At 68.3% G+C, this 19,625-nt stretch carries 1 protein-coding gene (only partly in view); it reads right to left on the bottom strand.

This entire window lies inside a single protein-coding gene on the bottom strand: locus ACOOF5_RS05875, encoding a Calx-beta domain-containing protein. The 53,250-nt coding sequence extends 17,436 nt beyond the window's left edge and 16,189 nt beyond its right edge, so the window shows coding positions 16,190–35,814 (codon 5,397, partial, through codon 11,938, complete); the first complete codon in reading order (the gene reads right to left) occupies positions 19,621 to 19,623. Both codon boundaries (start and stop) fall beyond the window edges.

Here is a 19,625-nt window from a genome sequence, read left to right on the forward strand (position 1 = left end):
GTTGTCGGTCACGCTCACCGTGAAGCTGTTGGCAGAGGGGTCCGGGTCGGCGCCGCCGCGCACATCGGTGGCCCGTGCCGCCAAGTCGAAGCCGTTCGCCGCGCCGCCGTCAGGTCCGAGAGCGACGGTCACCGACTCGGTCGCCTCGGTGCTGGAGTCGTCGACCGCGGTCATGGTGACCGTGGCTGTCTGCACCGTGTTGACCCCGTCGCCGGCGAACGTCACCGTGGGCGCCAGCGAGCTTGTGAGGCCCGACGCAGTGACGCCGTGGTTCGAGCTCCCCGACAGGGCGAAGGCCACATCGCCCGCGACGACTCCCGGGCCGGAGACCACCAGCGGCACCTCGATCGTCTCGTCCGCGATCAGCGGACGGCTCAGCGTGACCGTGAACTCGGCACCGGCCGCGGTGCCGCTGCCGCCTTCGGCGATGGTGCCCGAGTCGCTTCGGGCCAGGCTCGCCACCGTCGGGTCGTTGTCGAGGATGGTCGCCCCCCAAGCGGCGAGCGTCAAACCGGCGTATCGGGGGTCTTCAGACGAAAGCGTCCGGGTGATGATCGCGGTGGCCTTTATGCCGCCGGGCGTGTCGACACTGTCGTCGGCGGGTTCGAAGACGACGGTCTGGAAAACGTTCCAGAGTTCGGGCGTGAACGTCAGCGTCTGACCTGCTGCTGCGGTGCCGCCGGGGGTGTTCATCATTACCAATTCGGGCGACAGCGACGTGAACGTCAGATGCACGTCGCGCGTCGGCTGCGAACTGAGATTGAAAGGTTTCAGCGACGCGGGTGTTCCCTCAGTCAGGGTGAGCGACGCCAGTGCGCTGACCGTCACCTCGACCTGCGGGATCGACATGTCCGCCGGGTAGTCGGCAGCAGCAGTGGTGACGGTGTGGGAGATCGTCGCGCTGCCCGCCTTGACGCCGGTCACGGTCACGGCCTGCGGAACGGCCCAGTCGCTTGAGGTGAACGTGAGCGGGCCGCTGACCGTGGCGGTCGCGTTGTCGTCCGAAGCAGGGGTGATCACCACCGCAGCGCCGGGATCGCTGTTGAGCCGCACCGTGTAGGAGGCGGTCACGCCGCCCTCGCTCACCGTCAGCGCCATCGGGTCGACCAGCACCCGTGCCACGACGGGGGCGTCGATGATCTCCACCTCGAACTCGTTGTCGTCGGTGCTGGGATCGCCGTCGTCGTACGCCTCCACGCCCTCGGGCACGGCGAGGTACTCGTCGAGGACCTCGCTGAGATCGCCCAGAGCGACCCGCAGTGTCTCGCTCGTGCCTTCGTTGAGAACGTCGTCGACCGCGGTCACCGTGAGCGATGCCACCTGGGCGCCTTTGGAGAAGCTGACCACCGGCGCCAGCGGGGGCCACGAGGAAAGCGTCACGCCTGTGTTCGCCTGCCCGGTCGTCAACGCCAGCGTGAAGTCCCCCGCGGTGATGTCCGTGCCCGAGAACACCACCGGCAGCGACACCTGCTCACTGGACACCAGCTCCCGGCTCAGCGTGACGGTGAACGTCGCCGCGCGGTCAGCCGCGCTCGCGGCCTCGCTGATCGTGCCGCTGTCAGTGCGCGCCAGCGTCACCACAACCGGATCGGGATCCGGCTTCGGCTTCGGCTCGGTCGCAGCACCGGTGAACACCGCCCCGTCGCCCACCAGCGCCGCCTTGCCCGCCTTGTCAGCCAGCGTTGCGCCCGTCACCACGACCTCGCCCGGCTCGACCGTCAACACGCCCGCCAGCACCGCAGCCGACGTCGCGGACACCTCCACGGTCGATCTTGCTGCGGCGGGGCCGGTGAACACCACCGACGAGCCGCTCAACGACATGCCAGTGCCCGACACCGCCAACGAGAAGTCGGTGCCGAGGGTGCCGCCCGTGAAGCTCAGCGGCACGGTGACGGTCTCGCCGCCGAGCACGGCGGGGTCCAACGACACCTCGATCTCCGCGGTGTCGCTGCTGTGATCCGCGTCCGAGCCCAGCGCCGCGGTGACCTCCACCGCGGCGTTCAGCAAGCCCAGCGTCTTCACCGGACCCACCGCTGCTGAGGTAACCGACTCTGTGTTGCCGCCGCCGTCGGTGTAGCCCACCGTCACCTGCAGATACCGGCCCACGTCGGCGGCCGCCACCGAATACGAATCAGTGCTATGACCGACGCCGGTCGCGGCGGTCCACCCGATATTGCCGTCCGCGGAGGTCTCCCACGTATACGACGAGCCCGCCGCGGGGTCGCCGTCGGGATCGCCCGACACCGAAGCCGTCAGCGTCGATCGGCCCGCCACCGGCACGCCCGCGATCACAGCCGTGCCTTCGTCCTCGTTCACGTCGGTCACCGTCACCGACACCGGCTGGCGCACCGCGGTCGCCGTGCCGTCCGCGCCGATCGAGGTCGCCACCACCACCAACGCGACCTGCGGGCTGGTCTCGCGGTCCACGCCCGGCACCGGAGTCAACGTGCCGAAATCATTGGCAATCGGCCCGTAGGAGATCTGGCCGGTCGCCGAATCGATCTTGAAGCCCGTCGGCGCAGCCGCCTGCGACGGGCCCTCCAACGCATATGTGACCGTGTCGCCGTCGGCGTCGGTTGCGGTCACCGGCGAACCGACATTCACCGAGCCCCCTTCGTTCTCCTCCAAGCTCAGATCGCCCGGCACCGCAGCGAATACGGCGTTCGCCAAGGTCGGCGCTTTCGACGCCTCATCGGCCACGCTCACACCCGCCGAACCCGGCGTGTGGCCCGCCGCGGTGAACGCCACCAGCACCGACTCGGCGTCGGTGTCCAAGTCGTCGACCGCGGTCACCGTCACCGTCTGCGGATCGTCCCAATTGGACGCAGTGAACGTCAACGAACCGGGCGACACCTGCACTGCCAGCGCATCCCACGACGCCACAGACACCGACACATCCCCGGCCGGCTGCTCGCTCAACCGCACCCGCACCACCGAAGAAGCAGCATCCCCGCCGCCCTCGGTCACGCTCACCGAGCCCGGCCACGCCAACACCGCCGCCGTGGCGTCGTCGTCGAACACCTGCACCGACGCGGATGCCGACACTTCGCCGCCGACCGGCCCGACCACCACACCGCCACTGGGACCGTTCGCCGCGCCAGCCGCCAGCGCGAACACCGCGACCTCATGAACCTCGTCGGCATCATCGCCGGCGGCCACCGTCAGCTCCGCCGCATCCACCTGCACGCCCTGCTGGCCCGAACCGGTGAACACCACCACCGGCGCCAAAGTGCTGCCGCCCTGCACCGACACGCCCGCGCTGCCCCCATCGGCGACCACCACATCGCCCGCCTCCACATCGGTGCCGGTGATCGCCAGCGGCACCCTCAACGACTCGCCCGCGCCCAGCGCACGACCGAGCTGCACGCTCACCGTCGCAGACGACGAATCGCCCTCCACAACGAACCCGCCGCCACCAAACCGCACCGGCGTCGGATCGTCATCAGCAATCCGCACCGACGCCGGTTGCACCACCAGACCCGCAGGCGCCACCTCAGACGCCGACACAGACACCACCTCGTCAGGCTGATCAGTCCCGTTGGCTGTGGGGGTCAGCGTGAACCTCGCAGACCCCGACCCGGCACCCGCAGGGATCGTCACATCGAAATCGTCCACCGCAGCGAACCCCACCGCGCCCTCAACACCCGAACCATCCACAGATACCGACACCACCACATCGCCGGACTCATAACGCGACTCGTTTGACAGCTGCGCCTGCACCCTCACCCTCGTCGCCCCGTCGCCCTCAGACACCTCGTCGGTGTCGACGCTCAACAGCACCTCCGGCTTGGTGTCGTCATCGGCGATCCGCACCGTGCGCGACGTGTGCTCACCCAACGTGTAACCCGAAGACGGCAACAACGTCACCACCACCGTCTCGGCGTCCTCCACCCACACGTCATCCACCAACGACACCACGATCTCGCCGCGCGACACGCCGCCCGGCTGCGAGCTGCTCACCACGTAACCCTCCAGCATCAACACCGAAGGCGACACCACCACATCCGCGCCCGCCTTATTCGCCTCCGTGCCCACCCTCGCGGTGCCCGACACCGAATAAGCCACCCTCAAACGCTCCGACGACCCCAACGGCTCCGACAACACCACACCCAAACGCGCCACCACACCATCACCCTCCGACACCTCAACGACACCCGAAGACCCAAACGACACCGACGGCGTGTCAGAGGGGACCACCGTCACGTCCACCTTGTCGATGGTCAGAGACATCGGATAGGCCGTCGTCCCAGTCGTCACATCATGGGTGACCGACACCGACCCTGCGCCGACGCCGGTGACAGTCACCAGCTGAGGCTCATTCCAGTTCGACGAGTCGAACGTCAGTGTCACAGGGCTGACGGTCACGGTGTCTGACGCCCCCGAAATCGGCGTCACCACCACCGTCCCGCCAGGATCAGAAGCCAACTGCACCTCATAGGTGATGGTACCGTCCTCACGCACCGAGACGGAATCCGACAACACCACCACCGCATGGCCGGCGTCGGCGACGCGCAGCCTGAAGTGCTCATCGACTGTTTTGACTTGTGCCTTGTAGGGGCCGCTCGCTGCGTTGTTGAGCAGACCGATCGTGTACTCGTCGTCGTTCTGGGCATCGGTGTCGGCGTCGTCGTCATACAGCGCATAGACCCGCACCGTCTGTGGGACATTCCAGTTGCCAGAATTTCCGCCGGTGAACGTGAGCTCGTCCTGGAGACCGTCGGTGTCGGTGTCCACCCTGATGTAGTCCGTCTCGGTCGCAGCAAACCACTCCGAGAAAACGGCCTTCTGGTCGCCGTCGGTCACCCTGACAGTGACCGTGGCGTCAACGACCGGATCGCGCTCCAACACGACGGTGAATGTGCCGCTGGCGCCCTCGTCGAGAAACTTCGTGACCTCTGATTCGGAAAAGAACGCTATGCCCGAAGCGTCCAACGTGATCCCCGGATCCTCGATGATGAAGTCAACGGTCGGCGGCGTGTCACCAGACGTGTAACCCGCCGGGCACGACTCCGCCGGACACAGCGTCACCTGGACAAGCTGATTGTCCTCCAGCAGATCGTCGGTCAGCGCCTCCACGTCGAACGTCGCCGACGTCTGCCCGGCAGCGATGGTCACGCTGGTCGGGATCGCGAAACCCGCCGCACGCCCGATACGGAGAGTGATTCCCAGCGGGATCGTCACCCCGCCCGCAGGCGCAGCGTTGTCCAGCGACACCTTGATCGTGAAAGTGTCGCCCTCCACCAGCGCCAGGGTCCCCGGCAACGCAGACCCGTCGGCCTGCGACCACGACACCGTCACCACTGCTGGTGTGTCGGTGTCTTCGATGGTGACGACAAAGTCGCCGGTGACCGAGTCGTAGCCGCCGCCTGCGGCGGTGTGGCGCAGGGTGACCTGGTCGTTGTCGGCGTCGTTGTCGGCTGCCGCGGTGAGCTTCACCATCTGGGGCTGATTCCAGTCCGACGTGGTGAAGGTGAGAGTGGCCTGGGCGCCGTTCATCTGGGAGTCGGTGTCGACGGTGAGGTCGGTACTGGCGTGCCCGGTGATGGTGACGGTGACGTCGCCGGTCGGCGCAGGCGACAACTGCACCTCGTAGCTGCCGGTGCCATCCTCGGCAACTGTCACCTCTGCGGGCGTGAACACGAAGCCCTTGTCGTTGTCGGTGACCGTGGTCTCGTGGCGGGGGAACGGACCCACCGTGTAGCCGGTGCCGGCGTCGATGGTCACCACGATGTTCTCGACGGTTTCGGGCGCCGCGTCGTCGGTGAGGGTGACCACCAGGTTCTGCCGGTCGGTGTTGGCTGGGAAGGTCAGCGTGCCTGAGGTGCCGGTGAGGCCGGTGAGGGTGTAGTCGGTGCCTGCGACAGCGGTGCCCTCCAGCGTGTAGCTCACGTCGACCTGTGAGCCCGACGTCGGCAGCAGCCTGATCGGGATGTTGACCGTGCCGTGGTCTTCGGGGTGCTCGTTCTCGATGTCGCCGAAGAACACCACCGGGCCCGATGACTCGTTGATGTCAATCCGGAAGGCGGCTGCTCGCGCAGTGTCCGCGGAGTCGCGGAGTAGCACCACAAGGAACTCGCCGGACTCTGCCCGGTCGTCGGGTGCCGCCAAGAACTCGAACGAAGCCTCCCGTTTCGTGGCGTCCCAGTCGATCTCGTTCAGCACATGACAGATGTCGACCTGTCCGCCGAGCTCCAACAGGTCGGACGGCTCGCACGCCGGGAACGCTGAAGTCGAATCTGTATTCGACTCAGTGACGCTGCCGAGCCCGATTCGCGGTGTACCCGTCCACGATGCCGGTATGCCTGACACGGTGAACGTCTTGAACTCGCCTTCGGTGATCGTCGTCGAGTCGATACTGGCGCCGGTGCTGGCGTTCACGTCCACGTCGAAGGTGTTGTTGGAAGCGTGCGGATTGACGCCGCCGCCCACGTCGGTGGCCAGGCTGGTGCTGTCGAATCCGTTGGCGCCCGTGCCGTCGGGGCCGAGCGCCACCGTCACCGTCTCCGCTGCTTCGGCCACATAATCCTCGAGGGCCGCCACGGTCAATGTCGCAGCCTGCACCGTGTTGGTGTCATGGCCGGCGAACGTGACCGTCGGCGCCAACGAGTCGCCATCGGCGACGCTCACCCCGCTGTTGATCGTCGCCCCTGCCTTCTTGGCGACGGTCGTGTCGCGGACGGTGACGTTCGTGCCCGACAGCACCAGCGGCACCACCACCGTCTCGCCCGCGTACAGCCGCCGGCTGAGCGTGACGGTGAACTCCGCGTCGGCCGCCGCGCCAGAGCCAGCCTCGGCGATGTTGCCGCTGTCGACGCGGGCCAGCGAGACCACGGTGGGATCGTCGTCGGTGACCGTCGAAGCCGCTTCGTCGATCTTGCCGACCTTGTAGCCGGTGCCGTCCACCACGGTCACCGTCACGTCGCCGTCGGGCTCGTCGACGGTGTCGGCCGTGGTCGCCACGGTGAACGCCGCGGAGGTCTGGTTCGCCTTGATGGTGACCGTCTGAGCGCCCTCCCCGCCAGCAGTCACGAAATCGGCCGCAGCCGACGTGTCGGCCACCGACAGATTCACCTCGAGATCGGTGGTTGGCGCCTCGCCGATCTCCACCGTGAACGCCGCCGCGGTTCCCTCGGTGACGCTCGCCGCGTCCGCCGAGATGACCACCACCGGCCCCGAGCTGTCGTCGTCGGTGACGGTGACGGTGGCTTCGAGGGCCGTGGCACCGCCGGTGAGCTGGGCTTCACGCGGGCTGGAGAGCCGAACCGTGAACGTCTCGTCGCTCTCTGTGGAGTCGTCGTCGACCAAAGCCACGGTGATGGTCTTGGAGGTGACGCCCGCAGCGAAGGTGAGCCGGCCCGCGTCGGCGGTGTAGTCGCCGGGGTGGACGGCACCGCTGCCACCGGCGCCATCGGCAGTGGTCCAATACACCGACAGCGGCACCTCGGTTTCGCCGGTGCTGGCGACGGAGATAGCGACCGTGCCATCGTCTTCAGCAGCACTCGCGGTCGCCGAACTGAACGCCAGGGTGGGCAGGTCGTCTGCGTCGGTGATGGCGCCGGTGGCGGCGCTCTTGGTGGGGTTCAGAGCCGGCGCGTCCGTGCCGGTGGGGGTGCCGAGGGTGACGGTGAAGAAGTGGTCGCCCTCATAGGTGCTGTCTTGTGTGGTGGAGACGGTGAAGGTGTTGCTGGTCTGGCCCTGCGCGATGACGACGGTGCCCGCGTCGTTGTCGTAATCGGCGGCGGTGCCGCCCGACGCGCCGGTCGCTTCTGTGTACGCCGGTTCGCCGGCGATGCCGCGCCCGTCAGAGAGCGTGTAAGGAACGGTGATGTCCCCCGCCGGAGCCGCGTCGGGAATCGTCACGGTGAAAGTGATCGCGTTGCCCTCGGCAGCCGATGCGTTCTCGACTGAGACGCCGCCCGCCACGGTGAAGGTGTCGGACAGGGCAAACAGGGGTTTTGCGTCACCAGCCGATTGACCACTGCAACCTTCGTTGACGGGGCCGAGCGGCGTCCGGTTCGCGCCGGCGTCGTTGAGGTATCCAGCATGGGTCTGTTGCGGGGTGCCCAGCGACATACGGAACTCATTTGCGCCCGAAGTGCACTTTCGGGGCTGTTCTTTGCCGGTGGACAGCGACCCAGTCCAATAGCCGCTGGCGTTGATGGTCGCCGCGGTGCCGTCAGCAAACCTGGGGTTGGCCTCGTCATCCCAAGTGCGGTCGGTGAAATCGGCTTTGTCGTCGGCGACTTTGCTGCCGCCGACCCAGTAGATCGGATCGTCGGAATGGTCGTCGTCTGCCGGGTCGAACCTGGCGTACGCGTCAGCGTTCGTGCCAGGATTTCGTCCAGCGGAACTTGCGCTGCCCCAGGCCACCGAGACAATCGGCAAAAACGCCTCGGCGAACGGCGCCAGATCCTCTACACCCCCGTTCTTGAGGCCGTTGCCGGAGATCTCAGCGCGCACAAGGGTCGTGGCCGCATCGAGTTTCGCCAGTGACGCTGTAGTCGTAGCGTTCGTGACGTACAGCAACCGGAAGGTGTCACCCGCTTGCAGTCCGTCGGGCAGAAGCGGCCAGTTGGTCGGTACGAAGTTGCCGGTGCCGTCGCTCTCGGTGTCGGTGATGCCGTACCACGCTTGAGCACCGTTGTGCCAGGGTTCGATGCCGCCGCTGAGGTTGGTCTCGGGGTTCAGGTGCTTGCGGTTGTTCCAGGCGTGGATGGGCAGCACCGCCAGGTCGTTGGGGAACCGAACCGAGAACTCCTCGTCGAACGTCTCGCCGTCGTCGAACCCGTCGCGGGCGTTGAGCTCGAGCACCGCGGTCTGCGCGCCCGCGCCGCGGAACTCCAGCCAGCGGAACCCCGCATGGGGTGGGGTGAGCCGGTTGACGATCTTGACGGACACGCCGGTGCCCGTCGCGGACATCTCGAAGTCGTTGTAGTGGATCGGCCACGACACGTCTGCGCTGTAACGCGGCCCGCGGATCCCGCTCACGACAGTGCACGCCTCGATCGGCTCCGACGGATAGCCGTCGGTGAGGTCGGTGAGGTCGCACGGCTGATCCTCGGGGTTGAGGCTGTGGCCGACCGCCTCCAGGTACAGCGGCACCCGCACGTACTCGCCCGCCTCCAGAGCCCGGCCCAGGCTGATCGTCAGCGACCGGTCCACCCTCGATGCGTCGCCCTCCACCATCACCTGGGAGATCTCCGCGCCCGACGACGACGTGCGCACCCCGGCGCCGGTCATCGTTACCGTGGTGGCGTCGTCGTCCGCGACGGTCAGGGTGTGGGTCACATCAGAAAGCGCGGCGTAGGTCGCGTCCCCCGACAAGGCGTGGGTGATCGTGACCGAGGCATCGACAGCATCGGCTGCGTTGTCCCCTGCTGTCAGCGTGACCGTCTGCGGGGTGCTCCATATCCCGTTGCCGCTCGGGTTGAACGTCAGGCTGGCGCCGCCAGTGACCGACGCCAGGCTGGTGTTGCCGCTGGACACCGCGACGGTGACTGGGGCCGAGGGCGCTGTGTTCAGCCGGACCTCGTAGGTGTAGGTGCTGCCCTCGACCACTCGCCTGTCGCCGTCGTCGACGACGCTCAGCCCCGCGGATGTCTCCTGGAGCGTCATGCGGTGCTGGCGCTCGGCGTCACGGCCCATGCCGCAACCCTCCCCCGAGCACGCACCGCCGTCGAGGTTCGAGACGATGCGGGTGTCGCTCCACGGCGCCGAATCGCGATAGGTGTGTACCAGCAGGCTCTCGGTCACGGTGTTGCCGTCGTCGGACGCAGCGGTCACCACCACCGTGGCCTCTTGGGCTGACGGGCCAGTGAACCGCAGCAGCCCGGTAGCGCCGCCGGGCGAGTCCGAATAGGCCACCCCTTGGGGGGTGCCGTCGAGCGACAGCGTGAAATGGGTGCCCAGCTCGGCCCCGCTGAACGCCAACGGCACGGTGATCCACTCGCCCGCCACCAGAGCCCGGCTCAACGACACCCGGAACTTGGCGGTGTCGGTGGTGCTGCCCTCAACGGCGATGTTGTCTTCGGTGGCGGCGGCGTGCACGATGACCTCGGTGGGCTCGTCGTCGCCGGTCAACGTCACCGGCAGCGACGGCAACGCAATGGTCGTGTAGTCGGGGTTGTCGAGGTAATAGGACCGGTCACCGGCGTCGCCGTCGTAGGCCTGCACGACCACCTTGAACGACCACGTGCCCGTCAGATCACCATGGTCCACCACGTTGTTCTCTGCGACGAGCTCCACCTTGCGTGTCAGGTGCTCCCCCGTCGCGGCCTGCCCGCCGACAGTGCTGTCGAACCGCGCCACGAAATGCCAGTCGCCGGGATTGTCCAGTGAGCTCCCCGACGCCGGCGGCCCGTTCGGCCGCGCGATCGCCTTGCTGATCGGCTCGTCGTCAGTGCCGCCGGTGCGCACCTGGGTGTCCACCTTGCCCAAGATCACAATGTTCTCAGTCGGCGCTGCGTCGAGGGTGATCGTGATGTCGTCGCGGCGGTCGCGGCTGTCGGTGTTGTGCCCCCGCTCCATTACGGTGGTGTGGCCGTCGCTGACGGTGATCGTCGTGCCCGTGCCGGTGACCGTCGTGTCTGACGATTCGGTGACCGTGACCGTCCAGTCGCCCAACACCGTGCCGCCGGTGCAGTCAGCGGTCGTACACAGCTGCACGCCGAAGGTCTCGTCGTCGGAGTCGTCGTCGGCGTTGGCGGTCACCTCGAAACGGAGACGCCCGCTCACAGAGTCCTCGAACGCCCGACGTCCCTCACCGGCCGTGATCTCCACCAGAGCGCCCCGCTGGTTGGGGACCTTGAAGGTGACGTCGCCGGCCTCGGCCGAGTACCCCGACAGCGGCTTGAAGAAGACGAAGTACGCCGGGCGCTGCGGAATCCTCGACAGCTCGAATTGCCGCTGGTGGCCCTCGGCGATCGCCGTGCGGTGCAACGCCACCCCGCTCGCCGACACCGACAAGCCGCCGGGCTCGTCCGTCGACGTCGGCGGGGGCGCCACCGAGTCGTCGTCAGTGATGGCGACCTCCACGTCCGCGGTGATTGAGCCGTAGCCGCCGCCCGACGCGGTGTGTGCCAAGGTGATCTGCTCGTGGTCGCCGTCGTCGTCGTCCACTGCTCGCAGCGTCACCGGCTGGGGCTCGTCCCAGTTCGAGGTGGTGAACCTCAGCGTGTCGTCGAGGCCCGGGTTGGCCAGGTCGGTGTCGACCGCCAGCGACGTTCCGAACTGCCCCGAGACGGTCACCGTGACGGTGCCGGTCGGCTCAGTGGCGAGCACCACCGTGTAGGTCGTCGAGTCGCCCTCGTCCATGGTCACCGACGCAGCAGAGACCTCGATGGCCGGGTCGTCGTCGGCCACCGTGACGGTCGCCGGGCTGACGGTGGTGTCCGGCTCTCGCGGGATCGGAGGCGTCGCCGGCAGCCACTCGCCCGAGACCGTGACAGTCTCGTCGCCGGTGTAGACGGCGTCGGCGGTGGGCGTGAGGGTGAACGTGTTCGAACCTTCCGAGGACTCCTTATCGATGGTGATCTCGAAGTCGGGCACCGCGGCGAAGCCGACCACGTTGGGAGCGCCCGAGCCCTCCACGCTCACCTTCACCTTGCGGTCCACCAGATACACCGACGTGCCGGCCAGCGAAGCGGTCACCGTGATCGTCTGCGCTCCGCCGCCTTCAGACACCGTGTCTGTGTCGACGCTCAAGGCGACCGCACCGGGCTGGTTTCCGGCGTCGTCGTCGAGGATGCTCACAATGGCGTTACGGATGCCGCCCAAGAAGTACCCCTCGCCCTGAAGCAACGCGATGCGCAAAATCCCGATGCCTTCGATGAGGTTGTCGTTCACCACGACGACCTCGATGACGGCCTCGGTTTTGCCTTTGGGCACCGTCAGCGTGCCCGACAGCGGTTCGATGTCGACGCCCTCCTTCACTGCCAAACCCGACGGGACCTGGTACCTCACCGTGAGGTCTGTGGCCGATGGGCTCGACAACACCACCGTGACTTCGCCGGTGTCCCCGCCCTCGCTGGCAGAGAACGAAGTTTGCTTGAACGAGACGACGGGAATCGCCGGCCCGGTCAGCTTGAACACCGGCGACATGGCGTAGAACCGGTTGGTGTTGGTGGGGGCCTCCTGCCCGTTGCGCAGCGGGCCCTCTGTGGCCGCCTGGGTGCCTGCGGCGAAGGACACGTTGGCGGAATGGCCCAGGGGGTTGGTGTGCAGCGTGCAGTTCGCCTGCATTCCGGTCCACACCTTGTCACCGTCGGCGGGCAAACCGTCCTCGTGGCGGAGATGGTTCGTGGTCTCGCTCCACCGGTTGTCCCAGTTGCCGTCGCAGAAATCGAAGTAGTTGTCGGCAATCTTGTGGCGCTTGATCCAGTAGATCGGCGTGCCCGCATCGTCGGCCTTGGTCGACCCGTCGGCCCACGCGTTGGAAGACCACATCCCGACGTGGGCGCGGCCCGCGACATTGGCCGTCGGCGCACTCGAGCTGCGGGTGTTGGCGAACACCTTGAAGAACCCGACGTAGGGCTGGATCGCCTGGATGCCGCTGCGCGCTCCCACGCTGCGCACGAACGCGTCGTAGTCGGCGATGTCCGACGACTCGGCTGTGCCGCCTTCGGAGGTCATGTACAGCACACGGAACTCGTCGCCGGAGTTCAGCGTCGACGGACGCAGCGGCCAGCTCACCGGCACCTCGATGTCGCCGGTCTCGTCGTCGACGATGACGAACCCGAGCGGCCCGCCCGCCGGATCGGCCAGCCCCGCCGGCAGGTTCGTGTGGCTCGGCGCCCGGTTGCCCGCGCCGTAGTCGACCAGCACATAGGGCTGCGTACGCGCATTGTTGTCGACCGGCGTGAACCGCAGCGTCGCCTGCGAAGCCCCTGCGGCCAGCCGTACCGCCGGGTTCTGCGCCGAGTGCGGTGCAGCCACCAGCAGCGACACCCCCGCCTGGGTCGACGGCTCGAGCCCGAACGTGAAATCGGTGGTCACCACCGCGCCGTAAACCGACAGCGGCACCGTCACGGTCTCCGAGCCGGTGAGCGCCCGGTTCAACGAGACCGTGACTGTGCGATAGCCCGTCGCGTTCGACGCGCCCTCCACCGCGTTGGCGTTGGCGTCGCCGTCTGAGCCGGACAGGGAGACAGCCACCGACAGGTCGCCGATGGTCACCGTCAGCGTCCCCGTCACCGAGGCGTACCCGCCGCCGGCGGCCGTGTGGGTGAGTGTGACCTTGTCGTTGTCGGAGTCGCCATCGGCGCCGGCTGAGACCATCACCGTCTGGGGCTGGTCCCAGTTGGACGTGGTGAAGGTGAGCGTGTTCTGGTTGCCCCCCTGCGTACCGTCGGTGTCGACGGTGAGGTCGCTGCCGCCGTGGCCCGCCACGGTCACGGTCACGTCGCCGCTCGGCACCGTCGAGAGCCGCACCGTGTACTCGGCGCTGGTGCCCTCGGTCACCGCCAGCGCGGCGCCCGCAGGCGTGAACAACAGCCCGGGGTCGTTGTCGGCGACCGTGACTGTGGTGGCGGCGGGGCTGCCTACCTGGTACCCGCTGCGGGCGGCCAGCTCCAGCACGATGCTCTCTGAGCCTTCGAGGTCGTTGTCCTCGGTCAGAGTCACGGCGATGTTGGCCGAGCCGGCGTTGGCGGGAATGGTCACGCTGCCGCTCAGCGCCGTGTAGTCGGTGCCCGACACCGCCGTGCCGCCGCTGTCGGCGTAGGCGACGGTGAGATCGGCTGCTGGGGCGGGCGACGCCTCCACCACGACGTTGAGGGTGCCCGACCCTTCGCCGGCGGAATAGGTGGCCACCCCGAAGGTCACCTGCGGGGTCTCATCGTCGATGGTCACCTGGGCCTGAGCGCCGGCCGAGTCGTAGCCGCCGCCCACCGGCGTGTAGGTCAGCGTCACGGTTTCGTCGTCGGCGTCGTCGTCGGCAGCCGCCATCAGGGTCACGGTCTGGGGCTCATGCCAGTTGGCGGTGGTGAAGGTGAGGGTGGCCTGGTCCCCGTCGGTCGCGCTGTCGGTGTCGACGGTGAGGTCGCTGCCGCCCTGGCCCGAGACGGTCACGACCACGTCACCGGTCGGCGGGGTGGAGAGGCTGACCTGGTAGGTGAACGTGTCGCCCTCAGCCACGGTCGGGGTGGGAGACGAGAGCACCAGCCCGGGGTCGTCGTCTTCGATGGTGACGGTGGTGGACGCCGTCGAACCGACGGCGTAGTCGGTGGCGGTGCTGCTCAGCGCCAGCTCGATCGTCTCGCGGCCCTCGACGGCGCTGTCGTCGGCGACGGTGACGGTGATGTCAGCCGAGGTCGCGTCCTTGGCGATGGTCACGCTGCCGCTCAGCGCTGTGTAGTCGGTGCCCGACTCCGCCGTGCCCCCGCTGTCGGTGTAGGCGACGGTGAGATCGGCTTCGGGAGCGGGCGAGGCGTTCACCTTCACGGTCGCGGTGCGGGTGCCCGCGGCCTCTCCCGCCGTGTAGGTAGCGGCGCCGAAGGTCACCACCGAGCCCTCGGTGATGGTGACGGTGGCGCTGGTGTCGCTGGTGTGGGCTTGTGTGCCGCCTTCGAGGTTGGTGGCAAGGTTCGTGTCGGCCAGGTCGCCGAAGGCCACCGTCACCGGGTCGTTGCGGGAGTCGCCGTCGTCGTAGTTGGCCACCGGGGTCAGCACCAGCACCGCCGTCTGCGCCCCGGCGCCGGTGAAGGTCACCGTGGGGGTGTCGCTGCCGGCGCCGCTCAGCGCAATGCCGGTGGGGCTGCCCTTCAGCGCCACCCCGACCGCGGTGCCTGCGTAGCCGTCGGTGAGGTCGAGCGGCACCGCCGCCACCTCGCCGGCCACCAGCGCCCTGGCGAGGGCGACGGTGACCTCGGCCGAGGCGGCGGTGTCGCCTTCCTCGACTTCGCCGCCGCCGGTGATCGACACCACGGTGGGCTCGTCGTCGACCAGCACAGCGGTCACGTCGCGCAGCGGCACCCCGGCGTACTCGCCGCCAGTGAGCGCGTGGCTGAACACAACGGTGCGACCGATGCCGGGATTGTCCACCGCATCGTCGGCGGCGGCCACGTTCACGGTGCGCGGCGCCCAGTCCGACGGGGTGTAGCTGAAGGTGGCCGAGGCGCCGAGGCCGCTCTTGTTGTTCACTTCGCCGCCGGTGCCTGCGGTGACGGTGAGGGTGACGGTGCTGGTGGGGATTGCGCCCAGCGTCACCGTGTAGAAGCTGCCGGCTTGGCCTTCGGTGAGGGTCAGCCCGGCTTGGGGGAGGGTCGCGGTGGCCGAGAGCGTCTCGTCGTCGGTCACCGTCACCGTCACCGAAGGCCCTGTGGTCACGCTTGTGTAGCCGGTGACGGTGTGGGACACCTGCACCGACTCAGCGGCGGCGTCGGCGTCGTCGGCGGGGGTGACCGTCACCTTCTGGGGGACGCTCCAGTTGCCGCTGGAGCCGCCGGTGAAGCTGAGCGCTCCGCTCACCGTCGCCGCGCCGACATCGCCGGAGGTGGGGGTGACCACTGCGGTGCTGCCAGGGCCGGGGTCGGTGGCCAGCACCACGCTGTACTCGCCGGCAGCGCCGCCCTCGATGAGGGTCAGGGTGCTGGGCATCACCATCACCCCCGGGGTGACGCTCGCCACCTTGAAGCTCCCGGTGATGGGGTCGCACTTGCCATCGCACGGCGAACCGGTGTCGCCGCGGCGCGACAGCAGCTCGGCGCCGGCAGTGACCGTGACGGTGGAGTCAGCATTGGCAACGGCGGCCGAGACCGTGAGATCGAGCACCACGTGGGCGCCGGTGGACTTGGTGGAGTCCGAAAAATCCTGGTCGTGGGCTCGCACCAGGCGACCGGCGGTCACCGTCACGCCCGTCGGCAGGCCCGAGACCTCGATGTGGCCCAGCGCGGCGGCGGTCAGCTCACCGGTGGCCGGGTTCCAGAGTTTGTCGTTGGCGTTGCGGTTGGTGGTGCCGCCGGTTCCGCCCCTGCCGCCGGCGCCTGCGAACGACACGCCAAAGGGCACCAGCTCCACCTGCACGGTGGCGCCCACGGCCAAGGCGGTGACCGGCACCTCGGCGGGCACGACCGCCAAGGGCGGCCCCGACGCCTCGTCGTCCACCACCACCAGGCTCACCGCTGGCCCGGCCGCGACGCCGGTGTAGTTGGTCACCGAGTGAGTAATGGCGGTGTGCTCGTGGTCGACGTCGTTGTCTTGGGATGCAGTCACCGTCACTTTCTGGGCGGTTCCCCAGTTGCCGGCCGAACCGCCGCTGAAGGAGAGGCTTGCTGGCGAGAGTGTCGCCGCGGCGCTGTCGCCCACCTCCGGGGTGACCACCACGGTGATGCCGTCGCCCGGGTCGGTGGCCAGCCGTATCTGGTAGACGCCGGCGCTGCCCTCATCGACGCGCATCCGGCGCACGTCCACGTCGGGGCGGCCTGAGCCGAGTTCCACCACCAGCTCCACGCCGGGCGCCGCGGAGGCGTCGTCGTCGGTGATGTGGAAGCTGATGCGTCCCGAGCCGGTGGCCCCGCCGCCGACGGTGGTCGCGGCCGAGGTCACCGAGCTGCTGGGCCAGGTGGCGGGCAGCGACACGGTGATCGCCTCGTCGGCGGTGTCGGCGTCGTGCTCGATGGTCAGATTCAGCGTGGCAGCCTTGACGGTGTTGCCTGCCGAGCCGGTGAAGATCAGCGACCCGCCCACGTGCTTCACGCCCGCAGGTGAGCCCTTCAGCGCCAGCGAGAACTCGTCACCCACCGCGCCGCCGTCCACCTGCAAGGGCACTTCCAGCATCTCGTCGGCTTGCAGAGCACGACCGAGGGTGACCGTCAGCTCGCTGGTCTCGGGGGTGTCGCCCTCTGCCAGAAACACGAGGCGTGAATTGGTCTTGTCCTCGATGGTGCCCGTCAAGGTCACTTTGGTGGCGTCGTCGTCATTCACCGCCACCGCCGCTGCGTCGTCGGGAGACGAGGCCACGGTGTAACCCGTACCGGCAACGACGGTCACCTTGATCGAGCCTGCGGGCTCGTCGGCGGAGTCGCCCACCGTCGGCACTGTGTACGCCGCGGTGGTCGCACCCTTCTTGATCACCACGGTCTTGTCGCCCAGGTCGGCGGCGGCTGCCACCTTGCCGGTCTGGGCCACCGTGAGCTTCACCGTGAGATCGGCGCTGGGCGCCTTGGCGATGGCCACCTCGAAGGCCGCCGCGGTGCCCTCGGTGACCGCCGATCCTTTCGTCACCGACACCGCCGGGTGGGCGTCGTCGTTGGTGATGGCCACGCTTGTTGGGCTGCCGGCCAGCGAGACGCCACCGCCAGAACCGGTGACCTGCGCGCCGGCGCCGAAGGCGACCGCCACGGTGCGGTCGTCGAGATCTTCGTTGGGCACCGCGGTCAGCACCAGGGTGGCGGTGGTGTCGCCGGCGCCGAAGCGCAGCGCCGGGTTCTGCGCGTTGTAGGGCGCCGAGGTGTCGAGCGTGCCGTCGCTGCCCTGCTTGAGCGCCAGGGTGTAGTGGTCGCCGACGGTGGCACCGGTGACCGTCAGCGGTATCAGCGCCGTCATTCCCGCGGGCAGAGCGGTGCCGCCGTAGGTGACGGTCACCTCGGTGCTGCCCTGGCCTTCGGCCACCGCGGCGTCGGCGGCGGCCAGCGTGAAGGTGCTGGGGTCGTTGTCGATGAGCGTGACCGTCGCCGGGGTCACGGTGTAGGCCCCGAGGGTGCCGCTGATGGTCACCACCCGGTCGGCCTGATCGACGCTGTCGCCGGTCACCAGAATGCCCATGGCGGTGAACGTGGCGCTGGCGTCGCCTGCGGCGATGTTGATGAGCCGGGCGATGTGCGGCAGATTGTCGGGCTTCAGCGTGAACGGCACCCGCCCGTCGGAGTCGCTCGAGCCGCTGACCGAGAGGTCCACCGTCTGGTTGGTGTCGAAGCGGCTGTCGCCCTGCACGGTTGCGGTGACAGTGACCGGGGTATTAGCGGGGTTGTCGGTCTCGTCGATGCTCACCGGCGAAGCGCTCAGGGCGATCCCGGCGGGCGGCGGATCGTCGTCGGTCACGGTGACCGTGATCGTGTCCGCGGAGCCCGACTCGTACGCGCCGCGGTAGGGCACGACAACCACCCGATGGGTGATCGAGACGCTGCGGGCGCCTCCGGTGTTGTCGAGGCTGTCGTCCACGCCGGTGACGGTCACCACGACGGGCGACCAGTCGTCGCTGGTGAAGGTCAGCCGGCCGTCGCGCCACCGGGTGCTGTCGGAGAAGCTCAGGCTCGCTCCGGCTGAGGCCGCCACGAAGACCTGCACCCTCTCTTGGTTCTGCGCGTCGCCGCTCACGGGGGCTTTGGTCAATGAGATGGTGTAGGTGTCGGTGGTCTCGTCTGCGGTACCCGCCTCGGCCACCTCGGTGCCGCCGCCGGTCTCGGTGATGACCACCTCTCGCACGTCATCGCCGACGACCGTCGCGGTGAGCGACGGCAGCGCGACGGTTCCCTTGGAGTAGTCGTCCCAAGTGCCCTGCGACGCCGGCGTTGAGTTGGTGAACACCCTCGCGGCGTGCGTGAGTGTGACCTCACAGGAAGCGGTGCCACAGGCGTTGCGGGTCCCGACGGTGACGGTCTGGGGCTGGTCCCAGTCCGCAGATCTGAATTCCAGGACCAGCGGTTCATTCTCATTCATCGAATTCACCGTGACTTGGTCGTAGTCGCCGGACCGAATCGTCACCTGGACCGTCTGGAGCGGCCGGGATCCGAGGCGCACGGTGTATGTGGAGTCCTCTCCGTCGGGCAAGGTGAGGCCGCCAGGCTGGCTCAGCACCACGCCTTTGGTGTTGTCGTCGGTGACCGTGGCGGTGACCTTGGCACCCGAGACGCCGTGGTAGCGGGTGTCGTCGTTGTCGGCGGCGAGCGCCTGAACGGTGATGTCGGCGGTTCGCCCAGTGCCGTTGTCCTTGTCGTCGTCGACGCCGGTAACCGTCACCTCCTGCGCGTCGGCGTAGTTGGCCGGAGTGAAGGTGAGCTTGGCCGTTGTTCCCGCCGAGGACGACGGGCTCTTCACCGTGACAGCGCCGGGCTTTACGGATGTGACGGTGACGACCACGTTGTTCGTCGGCTTGGAGTCGAGCGCGACGCTGAACGTGTCGGTGCCGCCGTCTTCGGCCAGCTCGGTGCCGCCGTCGGTCTCGGTGACGTTGATGCCCACGGGCGCCTCGTCGTCGATCACCCTCACCTTCACCGAGGCAATCGCGATGCCGTCGTAGGGGTTCGCGGGCGGGTTCTGGGGGTCGCTGGGGGCGGGAACAGTGGCTGCGTGGGTAACGGTCACGTTGCGGGCGGCACCGGTGTTGTCGAGATCGTCGCTGACGCCGGTGACGGTGACCGTCTGGGGATCGCTCCAGTTGGTCCGGGTGAACGTCAGCCGGACGGTCTCCCCCGGCGTCGTGTCGGTGCCGCCGTGCAGCTGCGCCGCCGAGTCGTCGCCGGAGGTGGCGGTGATGAACACAGGGCCGAGCGGTTGTGTATTCAGTCGCACCGTGTAGGTGTCGGTGCTGCCGTCGTCGGTGACCTCTGTGGCGCCGCTGGTCTGGGCGATGGTGACCCCGGAAGTGTCGTCGTCGAGGATCGTCACGCTGACCGAGCTGGAGGCGAGGG

This window comes from Candidatus Poriferisodalis sp. (genome assembly GCF_965214215.1).
In the GTDB taxonomy this organism is placed as follows: domain Bacteria; phylum Actinomycetota; class Acidimicrobiia; order Acidimicrobiales; family Poriferisodalaceae; genus Poriferisodalis.